This window comes from Amycolatopsis acididurans (genome assembly GCF_012328925.1).
Lineage (GTDB): Bacteria > Actinomycetota > Actinomycetes > Mycobacteriales > Pseudonocardiaceae > Amycolatopsis_E > Amycolatopsis_E acididurans.
The window spans coordinates 213,193-237,297 of sequence record NZ_JAAXLS010000007.1; the positions used below are offsets into that span (position 1 = coordinate 213,193).

The window sequence follows — 24,105 nt, forward strand, 5'->3', positions numbered from 1 at the left end:
TTCCTCACCTGCGGTAGTCCACCGACGCCAGGACATGCTCGGCGACGACGAGGTCGGAGGGATAGGTGACCTTGAAGTTCTCCTGCTCGCCCCGGATCCAGCGCACGGGCACGGAGGAGAACTGCTCCATCACCGACGAGGTGTCCGTGCCGTCGAAGCCCTGGCGCGCCGCCGCCTCGTAGGCCTCCAGCAGGGGCGCGGCCCGGAAGGCCTGCGGTGTCTGGGCGAGAACCATGGTCGCCGGGGGCAGCGCGCCCAGCGACTCGCCGCCGGGATCGACGGCGAGCACGTCCTCGGCGGGGAGCGCCGGGATGGCCCCGCCGTACTCACGCGCTTCGTGCAGGACACCGGCGATCAGCGCCGCGCTGACGAGCGGCCGCGCGCCGTCGTGGATCAGCACCGTGTCCACGACGCCGCGGTCGATGCGGCCGGCGAGATGCCGCAGGGCCCGCAGTTCCGACTCCTGCCTGCTGCGCCCGCCGTAGACCACCTCGACCTCGGCGCCGTTGACCTCGCGGTCGAGCACCCACTCGACCACTTCGCCGTCCTCGGGCCGCGCGACCAGAACCAGCGGCCCGATCCCGGAAACCGCCGCGAAGGCGGTCAAGGACCACGACACGAGACGGCGGCCGGCCAGCGGCAGGTAGACCTTGTTCACGCCCGCGCCGACCCGCGTCCCGGCGCCGCTGGCGAGCACGACCGCCGCCGCGCGGGCCCCTTCCTGCGGATGCGGGGTCATTCCGACAGCACCTCGCTCAGGGTGGCGAGTAACCGCGCCGCGTCGGCGCCGTCCCCGACGCGGTGGTCGGTGGTCAGGCCCACCCGGCAGCGCAGGGCCGTGCCGATGCCGCCGGGCACCGGGACGACCTGCTGCCGCACCGCGCCGACCGACAGCGCGGTCGCTTGTGGGGGACTGAGCAGCACCTGAAAAGCGTCCACTCCGAACCCGCCCAGGTTCGACACCGTCGTGGTGCCGCCCGTCATCTCGCCGAGTGCGAGCTTCCCGGTGCGGGCACGGCGGACCACGTCGGCGATTCGTTCCTCCAAAGTCGACATCTCGTCGAGGTCGGGATCGGTCAGTACGGGCGCGAGCAGACCCCGCCGGGTGTCGACCGCGAGCGCGACGCCCACGTGATCGTGCGAGCGGACGTCTTCGCCCGCCCATTCCGCGTTGAGCTCCGGATGGCGGCGCAGGGCCGTGGCGAAGGCCCGGACGAACACCGTCGTCCACCCGTGCCGCGACGGAGTGAGCGTCAGATCCCGGTACACCACGAACTGGGGGACGTCCGCGCTGGCAGACATCCGCCGTGCGATCGCCGCGCGCGGGCTGCGCGAGCGCGTTGCGACGGGCGGCAGATCGGACAGGCGGATCGTGCCGCCGGGCCCGGACGGAGTGACCGTGGCGAGATCGAGTCCTCGCTCGGCAGCGGCCGCCCGTGCCGCCGGTACCGCGGGAATCCATGCGGGCGGGCCGGGGACGGCGACGGGCGGGGCGGGGACGGCGACGGGTGCGGCCTGCGGCTGCGGCTCGGGTGTGTCGAACAGGCCGCCCAGCAGGTCGTCGGCCTCGGTGGCGATGTAGGCGATGGGCTCGCCGACCGGGACCTCGTCCTCGGGGCGCGCCACGATGCGCGTGAGCGTGCCGTCGACGTTGCCCTCGACCTCCATGTCGACCTTGTCGGTCATCACCTCGCAGATGACCTCACCCGCGCGCACCTCGTCACCCTCGGCTTTGCGCCAGGTGACCAGCGTGCCCTCGGTCATCGTCATCGACAGCTTCGGCATCACCAGCGGCGTTTCCTTCATCACCACCTCCGCACCAGCTCCGCCGCCTCCCGCACGATGTCGTCCACCTGCGGGACGGCGGCACGTTCCAGTTGCGGCGCATAGGGAATCGGCACGTCGAGACCGCACAGGCGGGTGATCGGCGCGCGCAGATGCCCGAACGCGCTCGACTCGCCGATCGCCGCGGCGACCTCGGCCATGAACCCCGACGTCTTCGGTGCCTCCTGCACGAGCAACGCCCGGCCGGTCGCGGTTACGCTGTCCACAATGGACTCGGTGTCGAGCGGTTTGAGGGTGCGCGGGTCGAGGACGCCGGCCTCGATGCCCTGCTCGGCGAGCCGGTCGGCCGCCTCCAGGCAGCGGGACACCATCACGCCGGTCGCCACGATGGTGAGATCGGTGCCGGTGCGGCGCACCGCGGCCTCGCCGAGCCTGGCCGGGGTCGCGGCCTCCGGGACCGGGCCGCTGTGCTTGTAGAGCAGCTTGTGCTCCAGCACGATGACCGGGTTCGGGTCGGCGATGGCCGCCAGCAACAGCGATTTGGCGTCGGCCGGGGTCGCCGGCATCACGACTTTCAGCCCGGGCACGTGGGTGAACCACGCTTCCAGGCTCTGCGAATGCTGCGCCGCCGCGCCGGTGCCCGACCCGCCGGGGGCGCGCAGCACCATCGGCACGGTCGCCGCACCGCCGAGCATGAAGTGGATTTTCGCGGCCTGGTTGGCGATCTGGTCCATGGCCTGCGCGGTGAAATCCGAGAACTGGATCTCCACCACGGGCCGCATACCGGCCAGTGCCGCCCCCACCGCGGCACCGACGATACCCAGCTCGCTGATCGGCGTGTCCCGGACTCGCTCCTCACCGAAGCGGTGCACGAGATCGCCGGAGACACCGAACGCGCCACCGTAGGTCCCCACGTCCTCGCCGAGCAGGAAGACCCGGTCGTCGGCCGCCATCGCCTGGGCCAGTGCCTCTCGCACCGCCTCGGCGTAGGTCAGGGTCCTGGTCGCCGGCAGGGTCGCGGTCATCGTGCGTACACCGCCTCGGTGAGCGAGTCGGCCGTGGCGTCGGGTGCGGTGCCGGCGGCCCGCACCGCGCCGCGGACGAGATCACGGGCCTCGTCCCGGCACGCCTGGATCTCCTGGTCGCCGAGGGTGGCGCCCACGCGCCGTTCGAAGCGCGCGATCGGGTCGCGTTCGCGCCACTGCTCGATTTCCTCGCGCGTCCGGTAGAGATTCTTGTCGCTTTTGGAGTGTCCTTTCCAGCGGTAGGTCGTCGCCTCCACGAGCGTCGGTCCCTCGCCCGCGCGGGCACGGGTCACCGCCGCGGCGACCGCGTCGTGCACAGCCTGCGGATCGTTGCCGTCCACCGTCGTGCCCGGAATGCCGTACGCGGCGGCACGTTCGGACAGTTCCTTCACCCGGAACGCGCGCCCGACCGGCATCGACATGCCGTAGTGGTTGTTCTCGCATACGAACACCACCGGCAGATCCCAGATCGCGGCCAGGTTGACCCCCTCGTGCCACGCGCCCTCGTTGACCGCGCCGTCGCCGAAGAAGCTGACGACGACCTCGCTTCCCCCTCGCATTTTCACCGCGAGCCCCGCTCCGGCGGCGATCGGCACCCCGCCGGCGACGATTCCGTTCGCACCGAGGTTGCCGGTCGCGACGTCGGCGATGTGCATGGACCCGCCGCGGCCGCGGCAGTAGCCGGTCTCCTTGGCGAGCAGTTCGGCCATCATCTCGTCCAGTCGCGCGCCCTTGGCGATGCAGTGACCGTGCCCGCGGTGGGTGGAGGTGATGTAGTCGCCCTCGGCCAGTGCGAGGCACGCGCCGACCGGGACCGCTTCCTGGCCGATCGAAAGGTGCATCGTGCCGTGCATCAGGCCACGGGCGAACAGGTCGTCCACGGCTTCCTCGAACCGGCGGATCGTCCACATCGTGACCAGGGTCCTCCGGGCCAGTGCCGGATCGTTGAGGAGGTTCATCGCACCGTCCCCCGTCACGCCGCGACCAGGTCGCGCACCGGCTCGCCCGCCAGGAGCCGCTCCTGCAGCCTGCGCAGCGACGCGATGGTCGTCGTCTCGTCGATGGCCACGTCCGCCGAAGTCAGCACGGTTCCGGCGGGCACGTCGCGAAGCACGCGGGCTCCGCCGGCCAGACCGAGCGGAATGTGCCCGCCCGTTCGCGCGGCCTCGGCGGAATCGGTGATGCCGTACACGGTCTCGCCGCCGATACCGTCGAGCAGTTCGCCCGCCACGAGGTCGCGTTTCGCGACGGCGAGGACCTCCGCGTTCCACGCGACCGGTGCGAGGCTGGGCTTGCGGTCGAGCACCGCTTCGGCGACCGACAGTGGCGCCTCGATGCTGGCGAGGTGGTAAGGCCGGTAGAAGGTGTAGTACGGGCCGGGGCCCATGCCGAGGTAGGCCATCTCGTCGACCACGACGGGATCGTCGGTGTGGCCGATCACGAAGACGCCCGGGGCGACCGGGCCGGTGCAGTAGTCCACGACACCGGTCTCGCTCAGCTGCCCGCCGTCCGGGGCGGGCCGGAAGACCGTGGACAGGCCCTCCACTGTGGAGTGCGGGCCGGTCATGCCGCGCCGGGCGACCTTCAGGCCGGTACCGTTGGCGAGCGCGGCCATTTCGATCATCGTCTTCGAGCCGTCCACGAAACTCGCCAGCATGTGCGGGTTCATGCCCTTGGCCGCGGCCTGCTCGGTCAGCGACGCCGGGGTGGCCGACGGATCGAGCGGATTGTTCTTGCCCTTGCCCGCGCACACGATCGAGAAGCCGATGTCGCGCGCGTAGTCCACGAGAGCCTTGCACTCCACGGGTTCGTCGCCCCGGCACACGGTGTAGACCCTGCCGAGCCCGGTGGCCATCGTGGACAGCAGCAGACCGATGGTCACGTCGCATTCGACGTTGAGCATGCCGATGTCCTTGCCCGCCAGCAGACCGGCGAAGGCGACCTGCGCGCCGACCTCGGGGACCCCGCTCGCGTCGACGATCACGTCGACCGGCAGGCCGGTCAGGGCGAGGGCGTCGTCGACGACCACCGGCCTGCCCTGTGCCACCGCTGAAGCCAGCCCGTCCGCGCCGACGAGGACGTCACCGCGCCCGGCGCGCTCGAACGCCCGCACCCCGCGCTCCGGCGCGATATCGGCAATGGCGGCGACCTCCATCCCGTCGATCCGGCCGGCCTGCGCGACGAACCCCAGCCCCATCTGGCCCGCGCCCACCAGCCCGACCCGGACCGGGCGGCCCCTCTCCTGTTCGCGTGCCCGCAGCCGATCGACGTAGCTCATCACGACACCTTTCATTTGCACAAATGTGCATATCATTCGCACTTCGGTGATTATTTGGTACCACGCCGCATTTGGTCCGCACAACCCTTGGGATTATTTGCACATTTGTGCACGCCGGCGATAACTGAAAAGCCGGCTTTCCCCTGCAGGGCGGGGAAAGCCGGCTTTGTGTGTGCCGATGGCCTCAGGCGGCCGCGCGCTGTCCCGCCGTCAGCCGGGAGACCATTTTCAGTGCTTCCGCCACCGCCTTGGCCGTGGCTCGTGATGGTGCCCGGTCTTCGACGGTGCGGACCGGGCCGGTGAATTCGGGTCGTTCCCGGAACCGGCCGAACACCGAGGCCCCTTCCATGACCAGCGCCCTGGTGACGACGTCCTCGCGGCGGTCGATGACGAGCAGCACCACCGCGCCACGGAGCTTGCCCTTGGCGCGGCCGGTCACGAGCAGCGCCCCGCGGCGGTTCTCCTCGGTGGCGATCGTGTTCACCACCCGTGCGTAGTGCATGTGCTGGCGGTAGCTCAGTACGCCCGCGACTGCGAAGCAGGCCACCAGCAAGGACGCGATCTGCCAGTTCATGGTTGTTCCCGTCCGCTCAACGACAGCTTCGCCCCCGACTCCGGCAGCGACACCGAACCGCGGCCGTGCACCGCTCCCGGCAGCAGGGTCGTGCTCTCGTCGGGATTGAGGTAGACGACGATGTGCCCGAGCGTGCGCAGGTTCTCGTCCGCGCGCTCGCCGACCGCGATCAACTCGATCTCCGCTTCGCCGAGGCGGAAGATGTCGCCGATGCGCACCTCCCGCTCCGGTGTGGCGGCCGGGGCGTGCACGACGCTGACGTCTTCGAGGGCGTCGGGAATCGGGTCCGCGTACAGGATGACCACGCCACCGTCGACCATGTCCTGTGCCTCGGTGCCGAACCGCAGGATCGTGCTTTCGTAGTAAACAGTCATGTTCGCCACCTCACTACAGTCCGAAGCTCGCGGCCCAGGCGATGATCACGGCCAGCGGTGCCGTCAGCAGACGGCTGATCAGCACCGCGGGGGTGCCGACCGCGACCGTTTCCGGTTTTGCCTCACCCAGCGCCAGTCCCACCGGGACGAAGTCGCAGCCGACCTGACCGTTGATCGCGAACAGGGTGGGCAGGGCGTACTGCACGGGAAGCGCGCCGATCGCGATCTGGCTGCCCATCAGGGTGCCGACGACCTGCGCGATCGCCGCGCCCGGCCCGAGGATCGGGGACAGGAACGGCAGCGACACGACAAGGGAGATCACGATCAGGCCGAGTGGGTTGCCGGCGATGGGCGAGAGCACGTTGGCGATGCCCCGCGCGATCCCGGTGTAATTCACGATGCCGAGCAACAGGCTGACGTAGGCCATGAACGGCAGGATCGTGGTCAGCGTCAGCTCGACCGTCTGGCGCCCGGCGGAAAGCATCGTGTTGACGAAGGAGCCCACGCCCGAGCCGAACTTCACGAACACCCCGGACACGGCGTTGAACGTCCTGCCGAATCCGGTCGATTCGCCGCCGGTCACGGTCGCCGCGACCTCGCGTGCCGACGGGCGCTGCGAGCGCGGCGGCACTTCCGGTGGCGCGGTGCCGGCCGCCGGACTGTCGCTTTCGGACTCGGTCACCTCCGCGACGCCGACGGCCGAGACGAACAGTTCCTCGGTGATGAACTTCGCCAGCGGGCCACCGGGCGCGCCCGGGTACACGTCCACGGTGGCGATTCCCTTGCGCGGGTAGACGCCGATCCGGGCGGTGCCACCGCAGTTGATCACCGCTGCCACGACCTCGTCGTCGGGCACGGTGGTGTGGAAGCCGTCGACCGCTTCCGCTCCGGTCAGTTCGGCGATGCGGGCGGCCACCGGATGGATGCCGCCGCCGGTCACCGAGAGGACCTTGCTGCGCTTGCCGTCCGCTCGCAGCAGCAGTCCCTTGCCCCAGCCGCCGTTGCCGGGACGCACGAAAACCGCACGGGAGACATGGGTTTCGGTCATTGCGCACCCGCCTTCGCCGACTCGAACTGCCGGTCGAAGTCCGCGAAGACCTCGGTGCGGCCGGTACGTTTGATCATGAACGCGGTGATCCGCTCGGTGACCACGCCGCGGATGAAGATGACCACGATGCCGACGAGCAGGTACCGCACCGCCAGCGGAATGGTCGAAATTCCCAGCTGTGCCACGCCGTTCGCGACGCCGAGCCAGACGAACAGCTCACCGGCGTTGGCGTAGGGGAAGAACGTGGTCACCGGATGCACGAACGACACGGCCGAGTCGTAGAACGCGGGCTTGTGCCGTTCGGGCAGGAACCGCCCGAAGGAATAGGCCATCGGGTTGGTCAGCATGAGCACGGCCAGGATGGGCATGATCGTGTAGCGCGTGATCCACCACCGGGCCGACCATCGCACGGCTCTCGTCACGCGTTGTTCGCCGATCATCGTGGTCAGTGCGTACATCGCGGTCAGCAGGACGACCAGGGTGGGCAGGATGCCGGTCACCAGGCTCACGAACTGTTTGCCCGAGGCGTTGAACAGTCCGATGAAGTGCGTGCCGATCCACTCGAGGACACCGAGGGGACCGGAACTGGACCCGGTGTCCGCCTGCTGCGCCATTACAGCAAGCTCCTCCATATTTTCCTCCTTCGCGGCCCCCACGGAACGTGATTTGCACATCTGTGCAGTCGCTCTTCACGTTTGACAGTGACGTGTGTAACATGCGGCTCCAGCGGATCACAAGACCCAAATGCCAAGGAGCGACATGCCTGAGATCAAAGTGAAGATCGCCTCGCCGGTTGGTCTGCATGCCCGCCCCGCCGGGCAGTTCGTCAAGGCCGCCGCCAAGCACGGCGGGCCGGTGTCGATCGCGCGGCCCGGTGCCGACCCGGTGGACGCGCGCAGCATGCTTTCCGTGCTGGGCCTGGCGATCGGGCACGGGGAGGAGGTGGTGATCAGCGCCGAGGGCGAAGGAGCGGACGCCACACTTGCCGAGCTGTCCCGGCTAGTGTCCACAGTGGAGGATTAATGCCGCCCGCCCGGGAACAGCAGCTGCTGGTGAAGGCGGCACGGCTGTACTACGAGGAAGGGCGGTCCCAGCACCAGATCGCCGAGATACTCGACGTGAGCCGGTCGAGCGTGTCGCGGATGCTGACCGCGGCACGGGAACGGGGCATCGTCGAGATCCGCATCAACGATCCCGCCGGCCGCGATCTCGACCTCGAAGGCGAGTTGGTGGACAGGTTCGGGCTGCGGGACTGCCGGGTCGCCGAAAGCCCGGCCGGTGACCAACCGCTGCCGAGAGTGGGCGATCTCGGCGCCCGCTGGCTGCTGGAGAACCTCCATTCCGGACAGCGGGTGGGGGTCTCGTGGGGGCGGACCGTGCAGGCCGTCGTGCGGCACATCCCGGAAGACAGCGCGCTCGATGTCGAGGTCCTGCCCTTGGTGGGCGGCCTGTCGGCCGTGGACTCCGCGATCTCCGGGGAGGAACTCGTGCGCGATCTCGCGGGCAGGCTCGGTGGCCGGTTCCAGCGGCTGCACGCGCCCGCCCTGCTGACCTCCAAGAAGGGCCGGGACGTCCTGCTCGCCGAACCGTCGATCGGGCACACGTTGGAGCAGGCGCGCCACGTGCACGTCGCGGTGGTCGGCATCGGCAGCTTCGGGGTCGGCTCGTCGGCCGCGCTCGTGCGGGCGCTCGAACTCGCGCGGGCCGAGCAGACCCAGTTCGAGAACAAACATCCCGTCGGGGACTTCTGTGCCCGGTTCTTCGACGCCAAGGGCAAACCGGTCCCCGGGCCGGTGGACGACCGGGTGCTCAGCGTGACCCTCGCCGACCTCGCCGGCATTCCGCTGGTCGCCGGTGTCGCGGCGGGTATCGAGAAGACACGGGGCACGCTCGGCGCCCTGCGCACCGGGGTCCTGGATGTCCTGATCTGCGACCGGGCCCTGGCCAGGGCGCTGCTGGACGAGGCCGCGAACTGAGGGAAGGTGTGAAGCGAGGTATGCCGAAGGCAAGGCTCACCGGAGTCGCCGTCAGCCCCGGCCGCGCGAGCGGCCCGCTGGTCCGGGTCGCCGAACCGCTCGGCGAGCCCGACCGCGGGCCTGCACCGGCGGACCGGGGCGAGGAAGCTGCCCGCATCGCGCCGGCCACCCGCACGGTCGCCGCCCGGCTCGAAGCGCTCGCGGCGGACGCCGGCGCGGAAGCGGCCGACATCCTGACGACGACGGCGGCGATGGCGACCGACCCCGCGCTGGTCGGCGAAGCGGAGCGGCTGGTCGTGACCGAAGCACTGCCGGCGGCGCGCGCGGTCTATGAGTCCGCGAACGGCTTCACCCGTAACCTGGCCGCCGCGGGCGGCTACCTCGCCGAGCGGGTCCGCGACGTCGAGGACGTCCGGGACCGCGTCGTGGCCGAACTGCTCGGGCTCGCCCCGCCGGGCGTGCCGGAGCTGACCACGCCGAGCGTGCTCGTCGCCCGCGATCTAGCGCCCGCCGACACCGCGGGTCTCGATCCGGCGAAGGTGCTCGCGCTGGTCACCGAAGAGGGCGGACCGACCAGTCACACCGCGATTCTCGCGCGGGCGCTGGGAATTCCTGCGGTCGTGGCCGTACGCGGCCTGCTGGCGCTCGACGCCGCAGCGCTGCTGGTCGACGGCGATGCGGGAACGGTCGAGGCCGCCGATCCGCGCGCGGCGATCGTGGCCGCGCAGCGCCGCCCCGTCGCGGAGTGGGACGGAACCGGTGCCACCGCGGACGGGCACCGGGTGAAGGTGCTCGGCAACGTCGGCTCCGCCGCCGACGCAAGGGCCGCCGCGGTGGCAGGCGCCGAGGGGATCGGGTTGTTCCGCACCGAGTTCTGTTATCTCGCCGCGCACACCGAGCCGACCGTCGCGGAACAGTACGACGCCTACCTTCCCGTGCTCGAGCCGTTCGCGGGTAAACCCGTTGTCGTTCGCACGCTCGACGCCGGCGCCGACAAACCACTGGCGTTCCTCGCTCCCGGAGCCGAGCCGAACCCCGCGCTCGGAGTGCGGGGACTGCGCGTCGCCTTCGACCGGCCGGACGTCCTGGACCGGCAGCTCGAAGCGATCGCCAAGGCCGCGTCGGTCTCCGGGGCGGAGGTGTCGGTGATGGCGCCGATGGTCGCCACCGCGGCGGAAGCGGCCTGGTTCGCCGAACGTGCGCGTGCCGCCGGCCTCCCGAGGGCCGGGGTGATGATCGAGATTCCCGCCGCGGCACTGGCCGCCCGCGAAATCATGGCCGTGGCCGATTTCGTGTCGGTGGGCACCAATGACCTGGCGCAGTACACGTTCGCGGCCGACCGCCAGCTCGGCGCGGTGGCCGTACTCAACGATCCCTGGCAGCCGGCGCTGCTGCGGCTGCTGGAACTCGTCGGCGCGGCGGCCGGTGCGAGCGGCAAGCCTGCCGGCGTCTGCGGTGAAGCCGCCGCCGATCCATGGCTTGCCAGGGTGCTGGCCGGGTTCGGGATGACGAGCCTGTCGATGAACGCACCCGCGGTGCGGGCCGTCGGGGCGAGCCTCGCGACCGCCACCTTCGCCGACTGCCAGGAGGCCGCGAAGAAGGCACTGGCCGGGCAACCGCGGCACTGACCCGATCGGCGGGGTGAGCGACACCTCCAGCCTCGCGGAACGCCAGGAGGTAGCCTGACGGGCATGTTCACGAAGTGAACACCTGATTCGACCACCACCCGGCGGAGGCTTGCCTTGACCAAATCGGCCCGGTCGCCGGACGGTTCGCGCGTCGAGCGTGGCGACCAGGCCGACATCCAGGCCGTGAGCCGGGTGAGCCAGATCCTCTCGCTGTTCGATCCGGCCACGCCCGAGGTCACGCCCGCCGAGGTCGCCGAGCGGCTCGACCTCAACCGCACCACGGCCTACCGCTACTGCACCTCGCTCGTCGCGGCCGGGCTGCTCGAACGCAGCGCCGAGGGCCGTTACGTGCCCGGCAGGCTGCTGTTGCAGCTGGGCGCGTTCGCCATCGGGCATCGCCGCGTCATCAATCTCGCGCCCCGGCACATGCGGGCGCTCGCCCGCGCGACGCAGAGCAGCGTGGTGCTCAGTCTGTGGGGCCTGACCGGTCCGGTGGTCTCGCGGGTCGAGGAGAATCCCTCGACGATCGTCATCGTGTCCGTGCGCGTCGGCAGCCACCTGCCGATGGACACCGCGCAGGCCAAGGTCTTCCTCGCCTACCACACCGACCAGCTCGCCATGGACCGGCTGATGGCGAACCTTCCCGATGTGACGCGTGCGGAGCTGCGCGGCGAGGTCGAGCGCGTGCGCGCGGCCGGCCACTGCTCCGCGATGAGCACGCCCGGGGTGGTCGCGGTCGCCGCGCCGGTGTTCGACGAGTACGGCATCTGCGCCACGATCGCGATCGTCGGCCCGGACAACTCGCTGTCGATGTCCGACGACGCGCCCGAGCTGCGGGTGGTGCTGGACACCGCGCGCCAGCTCACGCACGAGCTGGGTGGTCAATTCCTGCCGGACGAGGCCAGGTAGGGCAGCCACGCGGGCGAGGGGTTCGGCGGTATGCCGGCGTAGTCCCGCGCCCCGGCGAGCGCGCTGCCGACGAAGTCGTCGCGGCCGGACAGATACGCCTCGACCCCGGCCACCAGTTCCGCGAGCACCCCGGGTCCCTCGATCCACAGTGCGGTGACGACCTCGACGGCGGACGCGCCGGATGCGAGGAACCGCAACACATCCGCCGCGGTGCGGGCGCCGTTGGTACCGATCAACGGCACGTCCGGGCCGAGCGCGAGGCGTGTCTTGCTCACCCAGTACAGGCTCATCGGCAGGCAGCCCGGCGAACCCCACGCGCCCCACGAGGAGAGCACCGCGCCGCCGTCGAGATCGGGCAGGAATCCCGGATAGCGGCCGACCAGCCCGACCGCGTCCGCGCCGGCCGTGCGGGCGGCCCGGGCGAGCGCGACGACGTCGGAGGCCTGCCCCGGCAGTTTCACGAACAGCGGCACGCCGACCGCGGCCCGCACCGTGCGCACCGCGTCGTGCACCGCGTCCGCCTCGGTCAGCCGGCGCACCGCGCGCGCCTCCCGCCCGTGCGGTGCGCCGACGTTGAGTTCGACCGCGGGGACGACGCCGCTCATGGCGCGGCCGATCCGCGCCGCCGCGGCCGCGTCGCCGAGGGTGATGCTGCCGATCACCGGGCATCCGCGCGCCGCACCGTGTTCCGCGGCCCCGGCCAGGATGTCCAGCCAGTCGTCCAGCTCGGCCTGCGCGAGCCCGGACCGGTTCAGCAGGCCGTCGCCCCGCTTGGCCGCACCTGGTGCCCGGACCCGCCGGTCGTCACCGACGAACGCGTAGGCCGCGATGTCCAGTTGCCGCCGGGCCGCGGCACTTTCGTTGACCGACTTCGCGACCACCGCGCCGGCGCCCGCGTCCACGCACGCGAGCAGTCCTTCGCGGGTCATGGTCAGCTCGGACGAGCCCACCCACACAGGGTTGGCCGTGGCGAGCCCGCCGAGGTCCACTTAGGACAGCTTCGGGATCGTGCGGTCGTCGGACATGTCGACGTCCTTGGTCTCCGGGCCGAGGAAACCGCCGAGGCTGATCAGCGCGCCGGCGAGCACGATCAGCACGGCCGGCGCGAGGTGCGCGGGCAGCACGCCGTCGAGCCGCTGAAGGTAGAACTGGTAGAACGCGGGCGCGATCAGGGCGAGGCTGTAGCCGACGCCGTAGCCGGTGGAGCGGATGCTGGCCGGGAACCGCTCGGTGAGGTAGGCGGCGATCGGGCCGAAGGTGCCGACGGTGAACACACCGATCAGCACCGCCCACCCCAGCGCCGCGCCGAAACCGCCGCGCGAGACCATCAGCAGACTGTAGGAACCCGCGCCGATCACCACGACCGACAGCCCGTAGCCGATGTAGAACCGGCGCCGCCCGATCCGCTGTGACAGCAGGCCGAACACCGGATACGACAGCGCCGCGGCGGCGTTGATGACCAGCATCGTCAGCGTGACCTGCTTGCTGGACAGGTGCAGGTGCGAGGCCAGTTGCGCGGGGGTGACCGCGGCCTCCATGTTGGTGGCCAGCCAGGTGCCGGTCATCAGCACGAACACCTGCCCCAGCGCCTTCGGGTACTTCGCGAGCAGCCGCACGAACGGGACCTTGTGCCGCTCACCGGTCAGCTCCGACGGCGGTTCGTGCACCTGCTTGAGGTAGTAGCGGAACAGCACGGCCGCCAGCAGCGCGCCGACCACGAACGGAACCCGCCAGCCCCACTGCACGTACGCGCTGTGCAGGCCCTGCGCGGGCAGCAACTGCAACAACAGCAGGGTGAGCGCGGCGATCATGACGTAGGCGCCGGGCGAGGTCGAGGTGATGATCGAGGCGTACAGCCCGCGTTTGTGCCGTGGACTCCACTCCATCGCCAGCGGCACTGCCGTGGTGTATTCGCCGCCGAGGAAGATCCCGTCGACGAACCGCAGCGCGATCAGCAGCCCCACCGACCACACCCCGATCGTTTCGTGGCCGGGCAGGCAGGCGGTGGCCAGCGTGATGGTGCCGAACCCCCCGACCGCCACGAGCGTGGTGCGCTTGCGGCCGACGGTGTCGGCGAAGTGGCCGAAGATGACCGCGCCGAGCGGGCGCCCGATCAGCGTCGAGGCGAACACCAGCGACGAGAGCAGCGCCGTCGTGCTCGCGCTCAGGTTCGCGGCCTGGAAGTAGATCGTCGCCGGGGCCAGCACGACGATCGGCAGGTAGATGTCGAACTGGTCGACGAAGTAGGCGAGCGTCCCGCCGCGGACCGCGGCGCGCACCTTGGCGGCGTCGGGACCGCGCGAGGCGGCGGGGCGAGAGGCGTCCAGCGCCGCCGGCTGGGGTTCCGCGGCGGGGTGCGGAGTGGACATCGTCGTCCTCCCGGTTCGGGGTCAGCTACCGCGGTCCGGCAGATTCGAACCGCGAGTTCACGAAGTGAACGAGATGTACCGTAATCCGCAGCCCTCGCGCGCACAAGAGTAGCGAAGGGGTTGACACGTGCTCTTATAGTGAACTCTGACTTCACAATATGAACGAAAGGCGTCCCCATGAGCCAACGCCCCGCCGTCGCCGCCGTCCTGGACGGTCTGGTCGACATGCACGTCCACTCCGGCCCCAGCCCGTTCCCGCGCCGCTTCGACCACGTCGAGGCGGCGCAGGACGGCGCCCGCATCGGAATGCGCGCGATGGTCGCGAAATCGCATCACCACAACACCCAGATGGACATCCTGGCGATGAAGGGCCGCTTCGCCGATGTCACCGCGAAGGCCTTCGGCGGCATCGCGCTCAACAGCACCGTCGGCGGGCTCAACGTGCACGCCGTGCGGATGTGCCTGCGCATGGGCGGCAAGGTCGTGTGGTTCCCGACGATCTCCTCCGGGCGGCACATCGAGTGTCATCCCGAGGACGGCGCGTTCCCGACCACGACCGTGCCGCTGACGCTGGAACGCATCGACATCGTCGACGACGCCGGGAAACTCAAGCCCGAGGCCGGCGAGATCCTCGACGAGATCAAGGACCAAGAGGCCGTCGTCAACGGCGGGCACATGTACCCCGAGTACATCCGCACGTTGTTCGAGGCCGCGAAGGACCGTGGCATCACGCGGATGGTGGTCAGTCACCCCGACTTCGTGATCGGCGCCGACCCGGACATGTGCCGTGAGCTCATCGCGCTGGGCGCGTTCGTCGAGCACGAGGTCGGCATGTACGACCCTGAGGGCACGCAGAAGTGGGACCCGAAGCAGTTGCTGAACTGGATCGAAAAGCTCGGTCCCGAGCACATCGTGCTGGCCTCGGACTTCGGGCAGAAGGCCAACCCCAAGCCGGTGGACGCGTGGCTGCGCGTGGCCGGGGCGCTGCTGGATCTCGGCCTGCCGGAGAAGGACCTGCGCCGCATGGTCCGGGACAACCCGACTTATCTGCTGAACTTGGACGACTGAGAGGACCGCACCAAGCGACCGCGACGAAGGAGCGGCCGCGCCGGAGGACCGGTTGGGTGCGGAACCCCGCAGGAACACTGAAGGGAATCCGTGGTGTACGAAAAGGACGATCCCCGCTCATCGCTGGCAACCGCGACCGCGCCGCGGCCGGACAGCGGTGCGGCCATCGCGGCCGCGCAATACCTCGATCTGCGCGAGAACCCGGTGGTGCGCGCGCAGAACGTCATCCTGGCGCACACCGAGGCCCGCGCCGGGGACGATCTCGACAACGGCACCCTCGAGGGCGAACTCGCCATCATCGTCACCGGCGCTTCGCCCGCCTTCACGGTGCTCACCGACGACGGTGCGACGAAGGTGGACGAGCCCGGGCTCGTCGTCGTCCCGCCCGGCGCCTCGCGGATCAGCGTGCACGGCGACGGCCCGCTGATCCGGCTCGTCGAGGCGACCGAACCGGACTGGCGCGACCGTCCGGCCAATGCCGGCGCCTACGCGAAGGACCATCCGCGCGTCGCGTTGCTGCGGCGCTGGCCCGAACCCGCCGGGAAACCGGGTGTGCGGGTCTACCCGCTCTCCGCGGTGCCGCAGGATCCGAAGCGGTTCGGCCGCATCTTCCGCACCCGCTCGTTCATGGTCAACTTCCTGCCCGAGCAGCACGGGCCTCGCGACCCGCGTAAGCTCTCGCCGCATTCGCACGACGACTTCGAGCAGCTTTCCCTTGCCGTGCAAGGCGAATACGTGCACCACATCCGCACGCCATGGCTGACCGACAGCACCGTGTGGCGTGAGGACGAGCACGTGCGGATCGGCAGCCCGTCGGTCACGATCATCCCGCCGCCGACCGTGCACACCTCCGCGGCGAGCGATTCGGGGGTGAACCAGCTGATCGACATCTTCAGCCCGCCGCGTGTGGACTTCTCGGAGAAACCGGGCTGGGTCCTCAACGCCGACGACTATCCGATGCCGTGAGCGCGCGCACGGGCGGGGGACTGTTCACCCGCGAAAGGACACCCGTGGGCACCTGGCTGAAGATCGCCTCGGGCGAGCCGGCCGAGATCATGGCCTACGCCGGGTTCGACTTCGTCGTGATCGACCTCGAACACGCGCCGCTGGACCTGCAGACCGCCTACCGGCTGATCAATTCGGCCGCCGCGCTCGGCATGACACCGCTGGTGCGGGTGCCGGACAAGACACCGTCGACGATCCAGAAGATCCTCGACGCCGGCGCGATGGGCATCCTGGTGCCGCATGTCGACACGGTCGAGCAGGCCGAGGCCGTCGGCAGGGCGTGCCGGTTCCCGCCGCACGGCGTGCGCGGCGCCGGCGGAACGAGCCGGGCCGGCGCGTGGGGACTGCGGCCGAACGCCGAATACATCGCCACCGGCAACGACGACGTCCTGTGCATCCCGCAGCTGGAGAGTGTGGAGGCGATCAAGGCGGCGCCGGAGATGCTGGCACTGGACACAGTGGACGCGGTGTTCGTCGGCGCGGCCGATTTGTCGATGTCGATGGGGACCACCCCGGCCGCGCCCGAGGTGGCCGAGCTGATCGGCTCGGCCACCGAAGCCGCGCACGCCGCAGGGAAAAGGCTCGGCCTCGCGTTCGGCGGGGTGCCCGAGCGGGCCGCGCGGGCGGTGCGCGACGGCTGCGATTTCGTCCTGCTGTCCAACGACACGTCGATGCTGGCCGATGCCGCGCGCGGACTGGTCACGGCGTTCCGGGACGCGACCGCATGACGCTTCGCCTGCCCCGCACCGCGTTGTCGATCGCTGAGCTGGACGAGCTCGACCACGACGGCGTGGTGCGGTTCGTGCGCGCGCTGGAGGACAGCGGGCACCGCATGGTCTGGATTCCCGAGGTCGCCGGGCGCGAGGCGTTCACCACCGCCGCGCTCGTGCTGGGCGCGACCAAGCGGATGATCGTCGGCAACGGCGTGGCGCGGGCTTTGGAACGCGTGCCGAAATCGGCCGGATCGGCCGCGTTCGACCTCGCCGCCGCCTACCCCGGGCGTTACGTGCTCGGCCTCGGGGTCAGCGGCGCGGTGCGGGAGCGCGGTGTCGGCCCGTTGCCGTTCCTGCGCGACTATCTCGACGGGGTGGACGAGACCCTCGCGCGCCGGGGCGGGGGACGGGTGCCGAGGGTGCTCGGCGCGTATTCGGCCGGGATCACCCGGCTGGCCGCGGAACGCGCCGACGGGTTGATCACGTTCCTCGTCACGCCGGAGCACACCCGGTGGGCGCGCGAGACGATCGGGCCGGAGACGTTCCTGTCGGTGGTGCACTGGGCGGTGGTGGGCCGCGACCGCGCGACGGCCCGCGACATCGCGCGCGAGCGCCTTGCCTACTACCTGACGCTGCCGCACCAGATCGCCAAGCTCACCCGGCTCGGTTTCACCGACGCCGATCTCGCCCCGCCGGGGTCGGACCGGCTACTCGACGCGCTGGTCGCCTGCGGTACCCCGGACCAGGTACGCGAAGCGCTGCGGCAGCAGTACGACGCCGGCGCCACCCAGGTCGCGGTCAGCCTGGTCGGCCCCCTGGACGACGCGAAACTCGACGCCTACCGGGCACTCACCGAGGAGGAGAACTGATGCGGGCGGCCGAAAAGGTCATCATCACCACCGCGATCACGGGTTCGGTCAACGTCCCGTCCCAGAGCCCCTATCTGCCGCTGTCCGCCGACGCGGTGGCCGAAGCCGCGCTCGACGCGATCGAGGCGGGCTCGGCGATCGTGCACCTGCACGCCAGGGAACCGGACGGGCGCCCCACCCCCGACCCCGACGTGTTCGCCAAGATCGTCGGGCGCATCACGGCGGAAACCGACGCCGTCATCAACATCACCACCGGCGGCGCGTCCTCGATGACCATGGAGCAGCGGCTCGCGGCGGCGATGCGGCTGCGGCCCGAGCTGGCGTCGATGAACATGGGCTCGATGAACTTCGTCTATTCGGGCATCGCCGAGAAGGTGACCGAATGGAAGTACGACTGGGAAAAGCCGTATGTGCTCAACACGTACTCGCGTCCGTTCGTCAACACCTTCGACTCCATCGAGCAGACGTTGCGGACGCTGGGGGAGTCGGGCACGCGGTTCGAGTACGAGTGCTACGACATCGGCCACCTGTACTCGCTGGCCCACTTCGTCGACAAAGGACTGGCGAAACCGCCGTTGCTGATCCAGGGTGTGTTCGGCATTCTCGGTGGCATCGGCGCCGACCACGCCAACCTGGAGCACATGGTGCGCATCGCGGACAAGCTCTTCGGCGAGGACTACCTGTTCTCCGCGTTCGCCGGCGGACGCGACCAGATGGCCTTCGGCACGCACAGCGCCTGGCTCGGCGGGCATGTGCGGGTCGGGCTGGAGGACAGCCTGTGGATCGGCAAGGGACGGCTCGCGGAGAGCAACGCCCAGCAGGTCCGCAAGATCCGCGCCGTGGTCGAAGATCTCGGCAAACCTGTCGCCACACCGGCCGAAGCGCGCGCGATGCTGGCGCTTCGCGGAAAGGAGTCGTGATGCTCGGCGGGAAGGTCGTCCTCGTCGTCGGCGCGAGCACGGGGATCGGCGCGGAGGCGGCGCGCGTGTTCGCCGCCGGCGGTGCCTCGCTGATGCTCGTCGCGCGCAGCGAGGAACCGCTGGCGGCACTGGCGAAAGACCTGGCCTCGGCCGGGCACGACGTGGCGTACACGACGGGCGATGTCTCCGACGCGGCCAGCGTCGCGTCCTTCGTCGATGCGACGGTCACGCGGTTCGGGCGGCTGGACGGGGCGTTCAACTGCGCCGCGATGGGCGGCAGCGGGCGCCTGGACGCGGTGCCGGAAGCGGATTTCGACCGGATCATGGCGGTGAACGTCAAGGGCACCTGGCTCTGCGTCCGCGAGGAGGTGCGGGTCATGCAGCCGCGGGGGGCGGGTTCGATCGTCAACGTGAGCAGCATCGGCGGCCTGCGCGGCAGCTCCGGGATGGGCGCCTACCAGGCGACGAAGCACGCGGTGATCGGCCTGACCCGCACCGCCGCGCACGACTTCGGCCCGCTGGGCATCCGCGTCAACGTGCTCGCGCCGGGCCCCACGGAGAGCCCGATGCTCGACGAACTGCGCCGCACCATCCCCGGCGGTGTCGAGGCGCGCATCGCCGCCACACCGCTGCGGAAAGCAGGTACGGGCGCCGAAGTCGGTGCCACGGCGGCGTTCCTGCTCAGCGACGGCGCAAGCCACCTCAGCGGTGTCGTGCTTCCCGTGGACGGCGGGTACACGGCCTGAGCGCACGGCGCGGTCGGTTCAGCGGGCGGCGACGAGGTCCAGCCATCCGGAGAGCGCGCGGATGTCACCCGCGCCGCAGCGGAACCCGGCATGACCGTCGGGCCGCGCGGCGAGCAGTCCCGTCCCGGCCCAGCTGCTGATCCGGTGCACGGTGACGTGCTCGCCGAGCGGTGTGCCGTCGAGGGCGGGCCCGTCGCGCGCCACCAGCAGGTGGATGCCGGGCGATGCGGTCAGCTCGTGTAGCCGCACCGCTTGCCCTTCGCACACGACATCCTCGTCGGGCAGCCGGTCACCGGGCCGGGGGCCGGGGCCGCCCGGTCTGCCTTGCACCGACAGCGGACTGGTGCGGTAGCGCACCCACCGCTGCGAGAGGAGCCGGACGACCTGTGCCATCAGGTGCGGTTCCTTCAGCAGCACCGGGAACAGCGGGGCCAGCAGCGGGATCACTGTCCCGCGCAGAAGCGCGGGCAGCCGGCTGGTCGACGCCTCGGCGAAGAACACCAGATGAGTGAGCGCGAGTACCTGCCACGCCGCGGGCCGCCGCTCCTGTTCGTAGGAGTCCAGCAGTGTCGCGTGGGGACCCGGGCGGCGGGCGAAGGCCAGTTTCCAGCCCAGGTTCAGCCCGTCCAGTATCCCGGTGTTCATTCCCTGGGCGGCGGCGGGCGAATGCGAGTGCGCGGCGTCGCCGGCGAGGAACAGCCGTCCACGCCGGAAGGCGTGCGCGAGCCGGTGCTGAAGCCCGACCTGGGCGGACCAGGCGAGCCTGCGGACGGTGACGCCCAATCCCGCGGTGTCCAGGATCCGTTGCACCTCGGCGAGCGGAACCGGTCCTCCCGGCTGTCCGAACGGCGCGCCGTCGCGGCGCCACGGCCGGGTGGCCAGCAGCCGCCAGGTCGCGCCCTCCCCGAGAGCGAACAGGAACACCAGGCCGGGCCGGGCCGCGACGACGTGCATGACGCCCGGTGTCAGGTCGCCGTCGAGTTCCGCGTCGGCGAGCACGACCTGCTCGCGATAGGGCCCGCCAGCCCAGCCGATGCCGGCGAGACGGCGGCCTGTGCTGTCGGGCCCGTCGCAGGCGGCGACGAACCGGCACGGCGTCTCCTCGGACCCGTTCTCGGCGCGCAGCGTCGCGTACACGGCCGTGGCGTCCTCGCGCAGGGCGGCGAACTCGGTCCCGCGTTCGACCTCGACGCCGCGGGTTCTCAGTGCCTCGGTCAGCACGTCCTCGACGTCCATCTGCCGCAGCATCGTCAAGTGCGGAAACGCCGTGTCCCGTAACGCGGTCTCCGCCAGCTGGGCGGACACCCGCCTGGTGCCCAGGTGCAGCTCGGCTCGCGGGGTCCGGTCGCCCCGGTCGAGCAGGCCGGCGGTCACGCCCAGCGGCCGGAGGCTTTCCAGCGTGCGCGAGTGCATGACCATCGCCCGTGACGGCCGGAACGGATCCGGTCTGCGCTCCACGATCCGTACCGTCGCGCCGTGCTCGTGCGCCTGGAGCGCCGTGGCCAGCCCGGTCGGGCCCGCGCCGACGACGAGGACATCCACCTGGGCGTTCACCGCGCCCCGACCACCCGCCACCACGCCCGTTCCTCCGGTCGTGCCCGTCGCGCCAGAACGGCAGGGTCGGCGAGGATCTCGTCGCGCCGCAGGCCAGGGAAGACCCGGTAGTCGATCGAACCGCGAACGCTGACGAGGGCCAGTACGCGCCACAGCGACCGCGCGTACCACTCGGCGGCGTCGGCACCGTCCCACTCGTACAGGCCGCGGTAGACGCCGTTGCCGTCGTGGCTCAGCCACAGCTTCGACACGAACCCCGGGAAACCGACGAACAACGGCGTGTTGAGCAGGCTCTCCCAGCGGAACAGGGTGTGCCCCCGGCCCCGCACCGCGCGAAGCCGGAACGAGACGGCCAGAAAGCACGGGTCGCGGGGGACGCGGTCCGACACCGTCTCCCGGTAGACCCGGCCCTCGGTGCCGTCGGCGAACCGGAGCACCGTACCGAGGCTGCCGCGCGGCAGGTGGACCCGCCGGCGCAGCAGCATCGCGAAACTGGTGACGACACAGCGCAGCACCGACGACCATGCCGTGCCGGCGGGCAGCGGCCCTCTGATCGCCAGGCGGCTTACCGGCGCGTTGTCCATCGCGGTCTCCCTCCCGTGGGACGGTTCGACCGTCTCAGGGCTCCGTCCGGGCGGCCAGGGACGTAACGTCCCCTACCGGACGGACCTTGGTAACCAACGCGCCGGCCGCCGCTACCCGCGGGTGGTGTCCAGGTAGATCGTCTTGAAGACCTGGTAGGAGTGCAGACCCTCCGGCCCCAGCTCGCGGCCGATGCCGCTGGACTTGACGCCGCCGAACGGGGCGGTGGGGTCGTTGGCGTAGGCGTTGATGCCGATCGTGCCGGAGGCGACCCGGCGGGCGACCGCCTCGCCGCGGCCCGGGTCGGACGTCCACACCGTGCCGCCGAGGCCGTAGTCGCTGGCGTTGGCGATCGCGATCGCCTCGTCCTCGCCGGAGTAGGGGATGACCGAGAGCACCGGCCCGAAGATCTCCTCCCGCGCGATGGTGTGCCCGTTGTCCACGTCGGCGAACACCGTCGGCTCGACGAACCAGCCGCGGTCCAGGCCCGCGGGCCTGCCGCCGCCTGCCGTCAGGCGCGCGCCTTCCCCGCGCCCCTTGGCGATGTAGGACTCGACCCGGTCACGCTGGCGGGACGAGACGAGCGGGCCCACCTGTGTCGTGTCCGCGAGCGGGTCGCCGACCTTCAGCGAGCGGGCGAGGTCGGTGATGGTGTCCACGACCTCGCCGTAGCGGGCCCGCGGCGCGAGGACCCGGGTGCCCAGCCAGCAGATCTGGCCGTTGTTGAGCAGCGTCGCGGCGAAGAAGCTCTCGATCGTGGACGCCAGGTCCGCGTCGTCGAGCACGATCGCGGCCGATTTCCCGCCCAGCTCCAAGGTGACCGGCCGCAGCAGGCGCCCGCACGTCTCGGCGATGGCGCGGCCGGCCGCGGTGGAACCGGTGAACGACACCTTGTCCACACCGGGATGCGCGACGAGGTAGGCGCCCAGCTCACGGCCTCCGGGCACGACGCCGAGCACGCCTTCGGGCAGTCCGGCCTCGGCGGCGGCCTCGCTCATCAGCATCGCGTCGAGCACGGTCTCCGGCGCGGGTTTGAGCACCACCGTGCAGCCCGCGGCCAGCGCCGGTGCGAGCTTGAGGAAGGAGATGGCCTGCGGCACGTTCCACGGCACGATCGCCCCGACGACGCCGACGGGTTCGCGGATCACCCGTGAGCTGCCGCCCAGCATCCCGGGCCGGGTCTCTTCCTGCTCGCGACCGGTGACCAGCCCGGTGAAATACCGCAGCAGCACCGGCGGGAACCCGCCCTCGAACTGGTGCGCGAGCGTGATCGGCATGCCGTTCTGGATGGTCACGCGGCGCGCGGTCTCCTCGGCACGCTTTTCCAGCGCCACGGCGAAGCGTTCGAGCGCCTCGGCTCGCTTGGCGGGCTGCCAGCGGGACCAGCCCGCCGGATCGTCGAGCGCCCGGCGCGCGGCGGCGACGGCCTCGTCGACATCGGCCTCGGCGGCTTCCGGCACGCTGCCCAGCAGTTCCTCGGTCGCGGCGGAACGCACCTCGATCCGCTCGCGGCCCGCGGGCGATTTCCAGTGCCCGCCAAGGTAAAGCTTGTCGTAGTCGATGGTCATGACTGGTCTCCGGGGATGAGGACGATCTTGACGGCCTCGCCGCGGTGCTGCGCGGCGACGGCTTCGTTGATCCGGGTGAACGGCATGGTCGTGATGAGCTTGTCGAAGGGGAACCGGCCACCGCGGTGCAGTTCGAGAAGTTCGGGAATGAACACGTCGGGGTCGCTGTCGCCCTCGACGATGCCCATGACCCGCACGCCGAGCACCTGGGCCTGGATGAGGTTCAGCGCGAGCGCGGCCTCGGGATCGGCGGGCACACCGATGATGCCGACCTTCGCGCGGTGCGCCAGTGCCAGCATCGCCTGGCCCAGCACGTCGGCGATGCCGGTGGTGTCGATGACGTAGTCGGCTCCCTCCGCGGTGATCGCCCGGACCTGTTCGGGCAGCGGGCCTGCCGCGGGGTCGAGCACGTCGGTCGCGCCGAGGGACAACGCGAGGTCGCGCCGTGCGGCGTGCGGCTCGACGACGATGATCCGCCCGAGTTCCCGCACGACCCCGGCCAGCACGGCGGACAGCCCGACCGAACCGCCGCCGAGGACGAGCAAGGTGCTGCCGGCACGGCAGTCCAGGGAGTTCAGCACCGCGCCGGCACCGGTCTGCACCCCGCAGCCGAGCGGGCCGACCAGTTCGAGCGGCGCGTCGTCGGGCACCTTCACGACATTGCGTTCGTGGGCGAGGGCGTGTGTCGCGAACGAGGACTGGCCGAAGAACTCCGAGCCGAGTGCCTGCCCGTCGCGGTGCAGCGTGGCCGACCCGTCCGGGCGGGCACCCGCGAAGTTGCGGGCCATGAATTCCTGGCAGTAGGCGGGTTCGTTCGCCGTGCACTGCGTGCACCGGCCACAGCTGTTGAAGCTGAGCGCCACCTTGTCGCCGGGCCTGACCTTGCCGACACCTTCGCCGACCGCGGTCACGACGCCGCTGCCTTCGTGGCCGAACACACCGGGCAGCGGGAAGGGGAGATGGCCGTCCTTCGCGGCGAGGTCGGTGTGGCACAGCCCGACTCCGGCGATCTCGACGAGCACCTCGCCGGGGCCGGGATCGTCGAGCGTCACGCGTTCGAGGGTGAAGGTGCCGCCGGTTTCGGCGGCCACGGCCGCGGTGATCTGCATGAGGA

At 70.9% G+C, this 24,105-nt stretch carries 25 protein-coding genes; 10 read left to right on the forward strand and 15 right to left on the reverse strand.

Going from position 1 to position 24,105, the window contains the following annotated elements; all coding sequences use genetic code 11:
- Window positions 1–4: 4 nt before the first annotated feature.
- From ispD to srlA, 9 genes are all read right to left on the reverse strand, one after another.
- Complete coding sequence (gene ispD, locus HFP15_RS14115) at window positions 5–739, reverse strand: 2-C-methyl-D-erythritol 4-phosphate cytidylyltransferase (RefSeq protein ID WP_168515507.1); 735 nt, start codon at window positions 737–739, stop codon at window positions 5–7.
- Entirely contained in the window at window positions 736–1,806 is a 1,071-nt protein-coding gene (locus tag HFP15_RS14120) for a dihydrolipoamide acetyltransferase family protein (RefSeq protein ID WP_168515509.1), read from the reverse strand. Before HFP15_RS14120 ends, ispD begins: the two co-directional genes overlap by 4 nt.
- Entirely contained in the window at window positions 1,806–2,810 is a 1,005-nt protein-coding gene (locus HFP15_RS14125; RefSeq protein ID WP_168515511.1) for an alpha-ketoacid dehydrogenase subunit beta, read from the reverse strand. The genes HFP15_RS14120 and HFP15_RS14125 overlap by 1 nt, the downstream gene beginning before the upstream one ends.
- Complete coding sequence (locus tag HFP15_RS14130; RefSeq protein WP_168515513.1) at window positions 2,807–3,769, reverse strand: thiamine pyrophosphate-dependent dehydrogenase E1 component subunit alpha; 963 nt, start codon at window positions 3,767–3,769, stop codon at window positions 2,807–2,809. Before HFP15_RS14130 ends, HFP15_RS14125 begins: the two co-directional genes overlap by 4 nt.
- 14 nt (window positions 3,770–3,783) lie before the next feature.
- Complete coding sequence (locus HFP15_RS14135; RefSeq protein WP_168515514.1) at window positions 3,784–5,088, reverse strand: NAD(P)H-dependent oxidoreductase; 1,305 nt, start codon at window positions 5,086–5,088, stop codon at window positions 3,784–3,786.
- Between the two features lie 184 nt (window positions 5,089–5,272).
- A complete protein-coding gene (locus tag HFP15_RS14140) occupies window positions 5,273–5,662 on the reverse strand; it encodes a transcriptional regulator GutM (protein WP_168515516.1) in 390 nt (129 codons plus the stop codon).
- Complete coding sequence (locus HFP15_RS14145; protein WP_168515518.1) at window positions 5,659–6,036, reverse strand: PTS glucitol/sorbitol transporter subunit IIA; 378 nt, start codon at window positions 6,034–6,036, stop codon at window positions 5,659–5,661. The genes HFP15_RS14140 and HFP15_RS14145 overlap by 4 nt, the downstream gene beginning before the upstream one ends.
- 13 nt (window positions 6,037–6,049) lie before the next feature.
- Window positions 6,050–7,084 (reverse strand): PTS glucitol/sorbitol transporter subunit IIB, encoded by a 1,035-nt coding sequence (gene srlE / locus HFP15_RS14150; RefSeq protein WP_168515520.1) that lies wholly within the window; start codon window positions 7,082–7,084, stop codon window positions 6,050–6,052.
- Window positions 7,081–7,716, reverse strand: coding sequence for a PTS glucitol/sorbitol transporter subunit IIC (gene srlA / locus HFP15_RS14155; RefSeq protein ID WP_246271664.1), 636 nt, complete (start codon window positions 7,714–7,716; stop codon window positions 7,081–7,083). Before srlA ends, srlE begins: the two co-directional genes overlap by 4 nt.
- Window positions 7,717–7,843: 127 nt before the next feature.
- Here srlA and HFP15_RS14160 point away from each other — a divergent pair, with 127 nt between their 5' ends.
- The 4 genes from HFP15_RS14160 (at window position 7,844) to HFP15_RS14175 (ending at window position 11,597) form a co-directional block, all read left to right on the forward strand.
- A complete protein-coding gene (locus HFP15_RS14160; protein ID WP_168515522.1) occupies window positions 7,844–8,107 on the forward strand; it encodes an HPr family phosphocarrier protein in 264 nt (87 codons plus the stop codon).
- Window positions 8,107–9,060 carry a sugar-binding transcriptional regulator gene (locus tag HFP15_RS14165; RefSeq protein ID WP_168515524.1) on the forward strand — a complete coding sequence of 318 codons (954 nt, stop codon included), beginning with the start codon at window positions 8,107–8,109 and terminating at the stop codon, window positions 9,058–9,060. Before HFP15_RS14160 ends, HFP15_RS14165 begins: the two co-directional genes overlap by 1 nt.
- A 20-nt stretch (window positions 9,061–9,080) precedes the next feature.
- Window positions 9,081–10,688: a phosphoenolpyruvate--protein phosphotransferase gene (gene ptsP, locus HFP15_RS14170; protein WP_168515526.1), complete on the forward strand. Its 1,608-nt coding sequence runs from the start codon at window positions 9,081–9,083 to the stop codon at window positions 10,686–10,688.
- A gap of 114 nt (window positions 10,689–10,802) precedes the next feature.
- Complete coding sequence (locus HFP15_RS14175; RefSeq protein ID WP_168515528.1) at window positions 10,803–11,597, forward strand: IclR family transcriptional regulator; 795 nt, start codon at window positions 10,803–10,805, stop codon at window positions 11,595–11,597.
- Here the strand turns inward: HFP15_RS14175 and HFP15_RS14180 are convergent.
- Window positions 11,570–12,586: a dihydroorotate dehydrogenase gene (locus tag HFP15_RS14180; RefSeq protein WP_168515530.1), complete on the reverse strand. Its 1,017-nt coding sequence runs from the start codon at window positions 12,584–12,586 to the stop codon at window positions 11,570–11,572. The genes HFP15_RS14175 and HFP15_RS14180 overlap by 28 nt on opposite strands.
- Window positions 12,587–13,966 (reverse strand): MFS transporter, encoded by a 1,380-nt coding sequence (locus HFP15_RS14185; RefSeq protein ID WP_168515532.1) that lies wholly within the window; start codon window positions 13,964–13,966, stop codon window positions 12,587–12,589.
- Between the two features lie 177 nt (window positions 13,967–14,143).
- Between HFP15_RS14185 and HFP15_RS14190 the strand changes: the two genes are divergently transcribed.
- From HFP15_RS14190 to HFP15_RS14215, 6 genes are all read left to right on the forward strand, one after another.
- Window positions 14,144–15,034: a DUF6282 family protein gene (locus HFP15_RS14190; RefSeq protein WP_168515534.1), complete on the forward strand. Its 891-nt coding sequence runs from the start codon at window positions 14,144–14,146 to the stop codon at window positions 15,032–15,034.
- A gap of 93 nt (window positions 15,035–15,127) precedes the next feature.
- A complete protein-coding gene (locus HFP15_RS14195) occupies window positions 15,128–16,000 on the forward strand; it encodes a cupin domain-containing protein (RefSeq protein ID WP_168515536.1) in 873 nt (290 codons plus the stop codon).
- Window positions 15,997–16,767 carry an HpcH/HpaI aldolase family protein gene (locus tag HFP15_RS14200; RefSeq protein WP_168515538.1) on the forward strand — a complete coding sequence of 257 codons (771 nt, stop codon included), beginning with the start codon at window positions 15,997–15,999 and terminating at the stop codon, window positions 16,765–16,767. The genes HFP15_RS14195 and HFP15_RS14200 overlap by 4 nt, the downstream gene beginning before the upstream one ends.
- Entirely contained in the window at window positions 16,764–17,621 is an 858-nt protein-coding gene (locus HFP15_RS14205) for an LLM class flavin-dependent oxidoreductase (protein WP_168515540.1), read from the forward strand. The genes HFP15_RS14200 and HFP15_RS14205 overlap by 4 nt, the downstream gene beginning before the upstream one ends.
- Window positions 17,621–18,541: a 3,5-dioxohexanoate:acetyl-CoA acetone transferase gene (gene kce / locus HFP15_RS14210; protein WP_168515542.1), complete on the forward strand. Its 921-nt coding sequence runs from the start codon at window positions 17,621–17,623 to the stop codon at window positions 18,539–18,541. The genes HFP15_RS14205 and kce overlap by 1 nt, the downstream gene beginning before the upstream one ends.
- Entirely contained in the window at window positions 18,541–19,287 is a 747-nt protein-coding gene (locus HFP15_RS14215) for an SDR family NAD(P)-dependent oxidoreductase (RefSeq protein ID WP_168515544.1), read from the forward strand. The genes kce and HFP15_RS14215 overlap by 1 nt, the downstream gene beginning before the upstream one ends.
- Before the next feature lie 18 nt (window positions 19,288–19,305).
- Here the strand turns inward: HFP15_RS14215 and HFP15_RS14220 are convergent, their stop codons facing one another.
- The 4 genes from HFP15_RS14220 to HFP15_RS14230 form a co-directional block, all read right to left on the reverse strand.
- On the reverse strand, window positions 19,306–20,865 hold the full coding sequence (locus tag HFP15_RS14220; RefSeq protein ID WP_312871587.1) for an FAD-dependent monooxygenase: 1,560 nt from the start codon (window positions 20,863–20,865) through the stop codon (window positions 19,306–19,308).
- Complete coding sequence (locus HFP15_RS42750; protein ID WP_246271665.1) at window positions 20,838–21,425, reverse strand: hypothetical protein; 588 nt, start codon at window positions 21,423–21,425, stop codon at window positions 20,838–20,840. The genes HFP15_RS14220 and HFP15_RS42750 overlap by 28 nt, the downstream gene beginning before the upstream one ends.
- A 111-nt stretch (window positions 21,426–21,536) precedes the next feature.
- Complete coding sequence (locus HFP15_RS14225; RefSeq protein ID WP_168515548.1) at window positions 21,537–22,991, reverse strand: aldehyde dehydrogenase; 1,455 nt, start codon at window positions 22,989–22,991, stop codon at window positions 21,537–21,539.
- Window positions 22,988–24,100, reverse strand: coding sequence for an NAD(P)-dependent alcohol dehydrogenase (locus HFP15_RS14230; protein ID WP_168515550.1), 1,113 nt, complete (start codon window positions 24,098–24,100; stop codon window positions 22,988–22,990). Before HFP15_RS14230 ends, HFP15_RS14225 begins: the two co-directional genes overlap by 4 nt.
- Window positions 24,101–24,105: the final 5 nt, after the last annotated feature.

Bases quoted from the DNA above. Each gene is read 5' to 3' on its own strand.
- ispD (WP_168515507.1), bottom strand. From the start codon at position 739: ATGACCCCGCATCCGCAGGAAGGGGCCCGCGCGGCGGCGGTCGTGCTC.
- HFP15_RS14120 (WP_168515509.1), bottom strand. From the start codon at position 1,806: ATGAAGGAAACGCCGCTGGTGATGCCGAAGCTGTCGATGACGATGACC.
- HFP15_RS14125 (WP_168515511.1), bottom strand. From the start codon at position 2,810: ATGACCGCGACCCTGCCGGCGACCAGGACCCTGACCTACGCCGAGGCG.
- HFP15_RS14130 (WP_168515513.1), bottom strand. From the start codon at position 3,769: ATGAACCTCCTCAACGATCCGGCACTGGCCCGGAGGACCCTGGTCACG.
- HFP15_RS14135 (WP_168515514.1), bottom strand. From the start codon at position 5,088: ATGAGCTACGTCGATCGGCTGCGGGCACGCGAACAGGAGAGGGGCCGC.
- HFP15_RS14140 (WP_168515516.1), bottom strand. From the start codon at position 5,662: ATGAACTGGCAGATCGCGTCCTTGCTGGTGGCCTGCTTCGCAGTCGCG.
- HFP15_RS14145 (WP_168515518.1), bottom strand. From the start codon at position 6,036: ATGACTGTTTACTACGAAAGCACGATCCTGCGGTTCGGCACCGAGGCA.
- srlE (WP_168515520.1), bottom strand. From the start codon at position 7,084: ATGACCGAAACCCATGTCTCCCGTGCGGTTTTCGTGCGTCCCGGCAAC.
- srlA (WP_246271664.1), bottom strand. From the start codon at position 7,716: ATGGAGGAGCTTGCTGTAATGGCGCAGCAGGCGGACACCGGGTCCAGT.
- HFP15_RS14160 (WP_168515522.1), top strand. From the start codon at position 7,844: ATGCCTGAGATCAAAGTGAAGATCGCCTCGCCGGTTGGTCTGCATGCC.
- HFP15_RS14165 (WP_168515524.1), top strand. From the start codon at position 8,107: ATGCCGCCCGCCCGGGAACAGCAGCTGCTGGTGAAGGCGGCACGGCTG.
- ptsP (WP_168515526.1), top strand. From the start codon at position 9,081: ATGCCGAAGGCAAGGCTCACCGGAGTCGCCGTCAGCCCCGGCCGCGCG.
- HFP15_RS14185 (WP_168515532.1), bottom strand. From the start codon at position 13,966: ATGTCCACTCCGCACCCCGCCGCGGAACCCCAGCCGGCGGCGCTGGAC.
- HFP15_RS14190 (WP_168515534.1), top strand. From the start codon at position 14,144: ATGAGCCAACGCCCCGCCGTCGCCGCCGTCCTGGACGGTCTGGTCGAC.
- HFP15_RS14205 (WP_168515540.1), top strand. From the start codon at position 16,764: ATGACGCTTCGCCTGCCCCGCACCGCGTTGTCGATCGCTGAGCTGGAC.
- kce (WP_168515542.1), top strand. From the start codon at position 17,621: ATGCGGGCGGCCGAAAAGGTCATCATCACCACCGCGATCACGGGTTCG.
- HFP15_RS14215 (WP_168515544.1), top strand. From the start codon at position 18,541: ATGCTCGGCGGGAAGGTCGTCCTCGTCGTCGGCGCGAGCACGGGGATC.
- HFP15_RS42750 (WP_246271665.1), bottom strand. From the start codon at position 21,425: ATGGACAACGCGCCGGTAAGCCGCCTGGCGATCAGAGGGCCGCTGCCC.
- HFP15_RS14225 (WP_168515548.1), bottom strand. From the start codon at position 22,991: ATGACCATCGACTACGACAAGCTTTACCTTGGCGGGCACTGGAAATCG.
- HFP15_RS14230 (WP_168515550.1), bottom strand. From the start codon at position 24,100: ATGCAGATCACCGCGGCCGTGGCCGCCGAAACCGGCGGCACCTTCACC.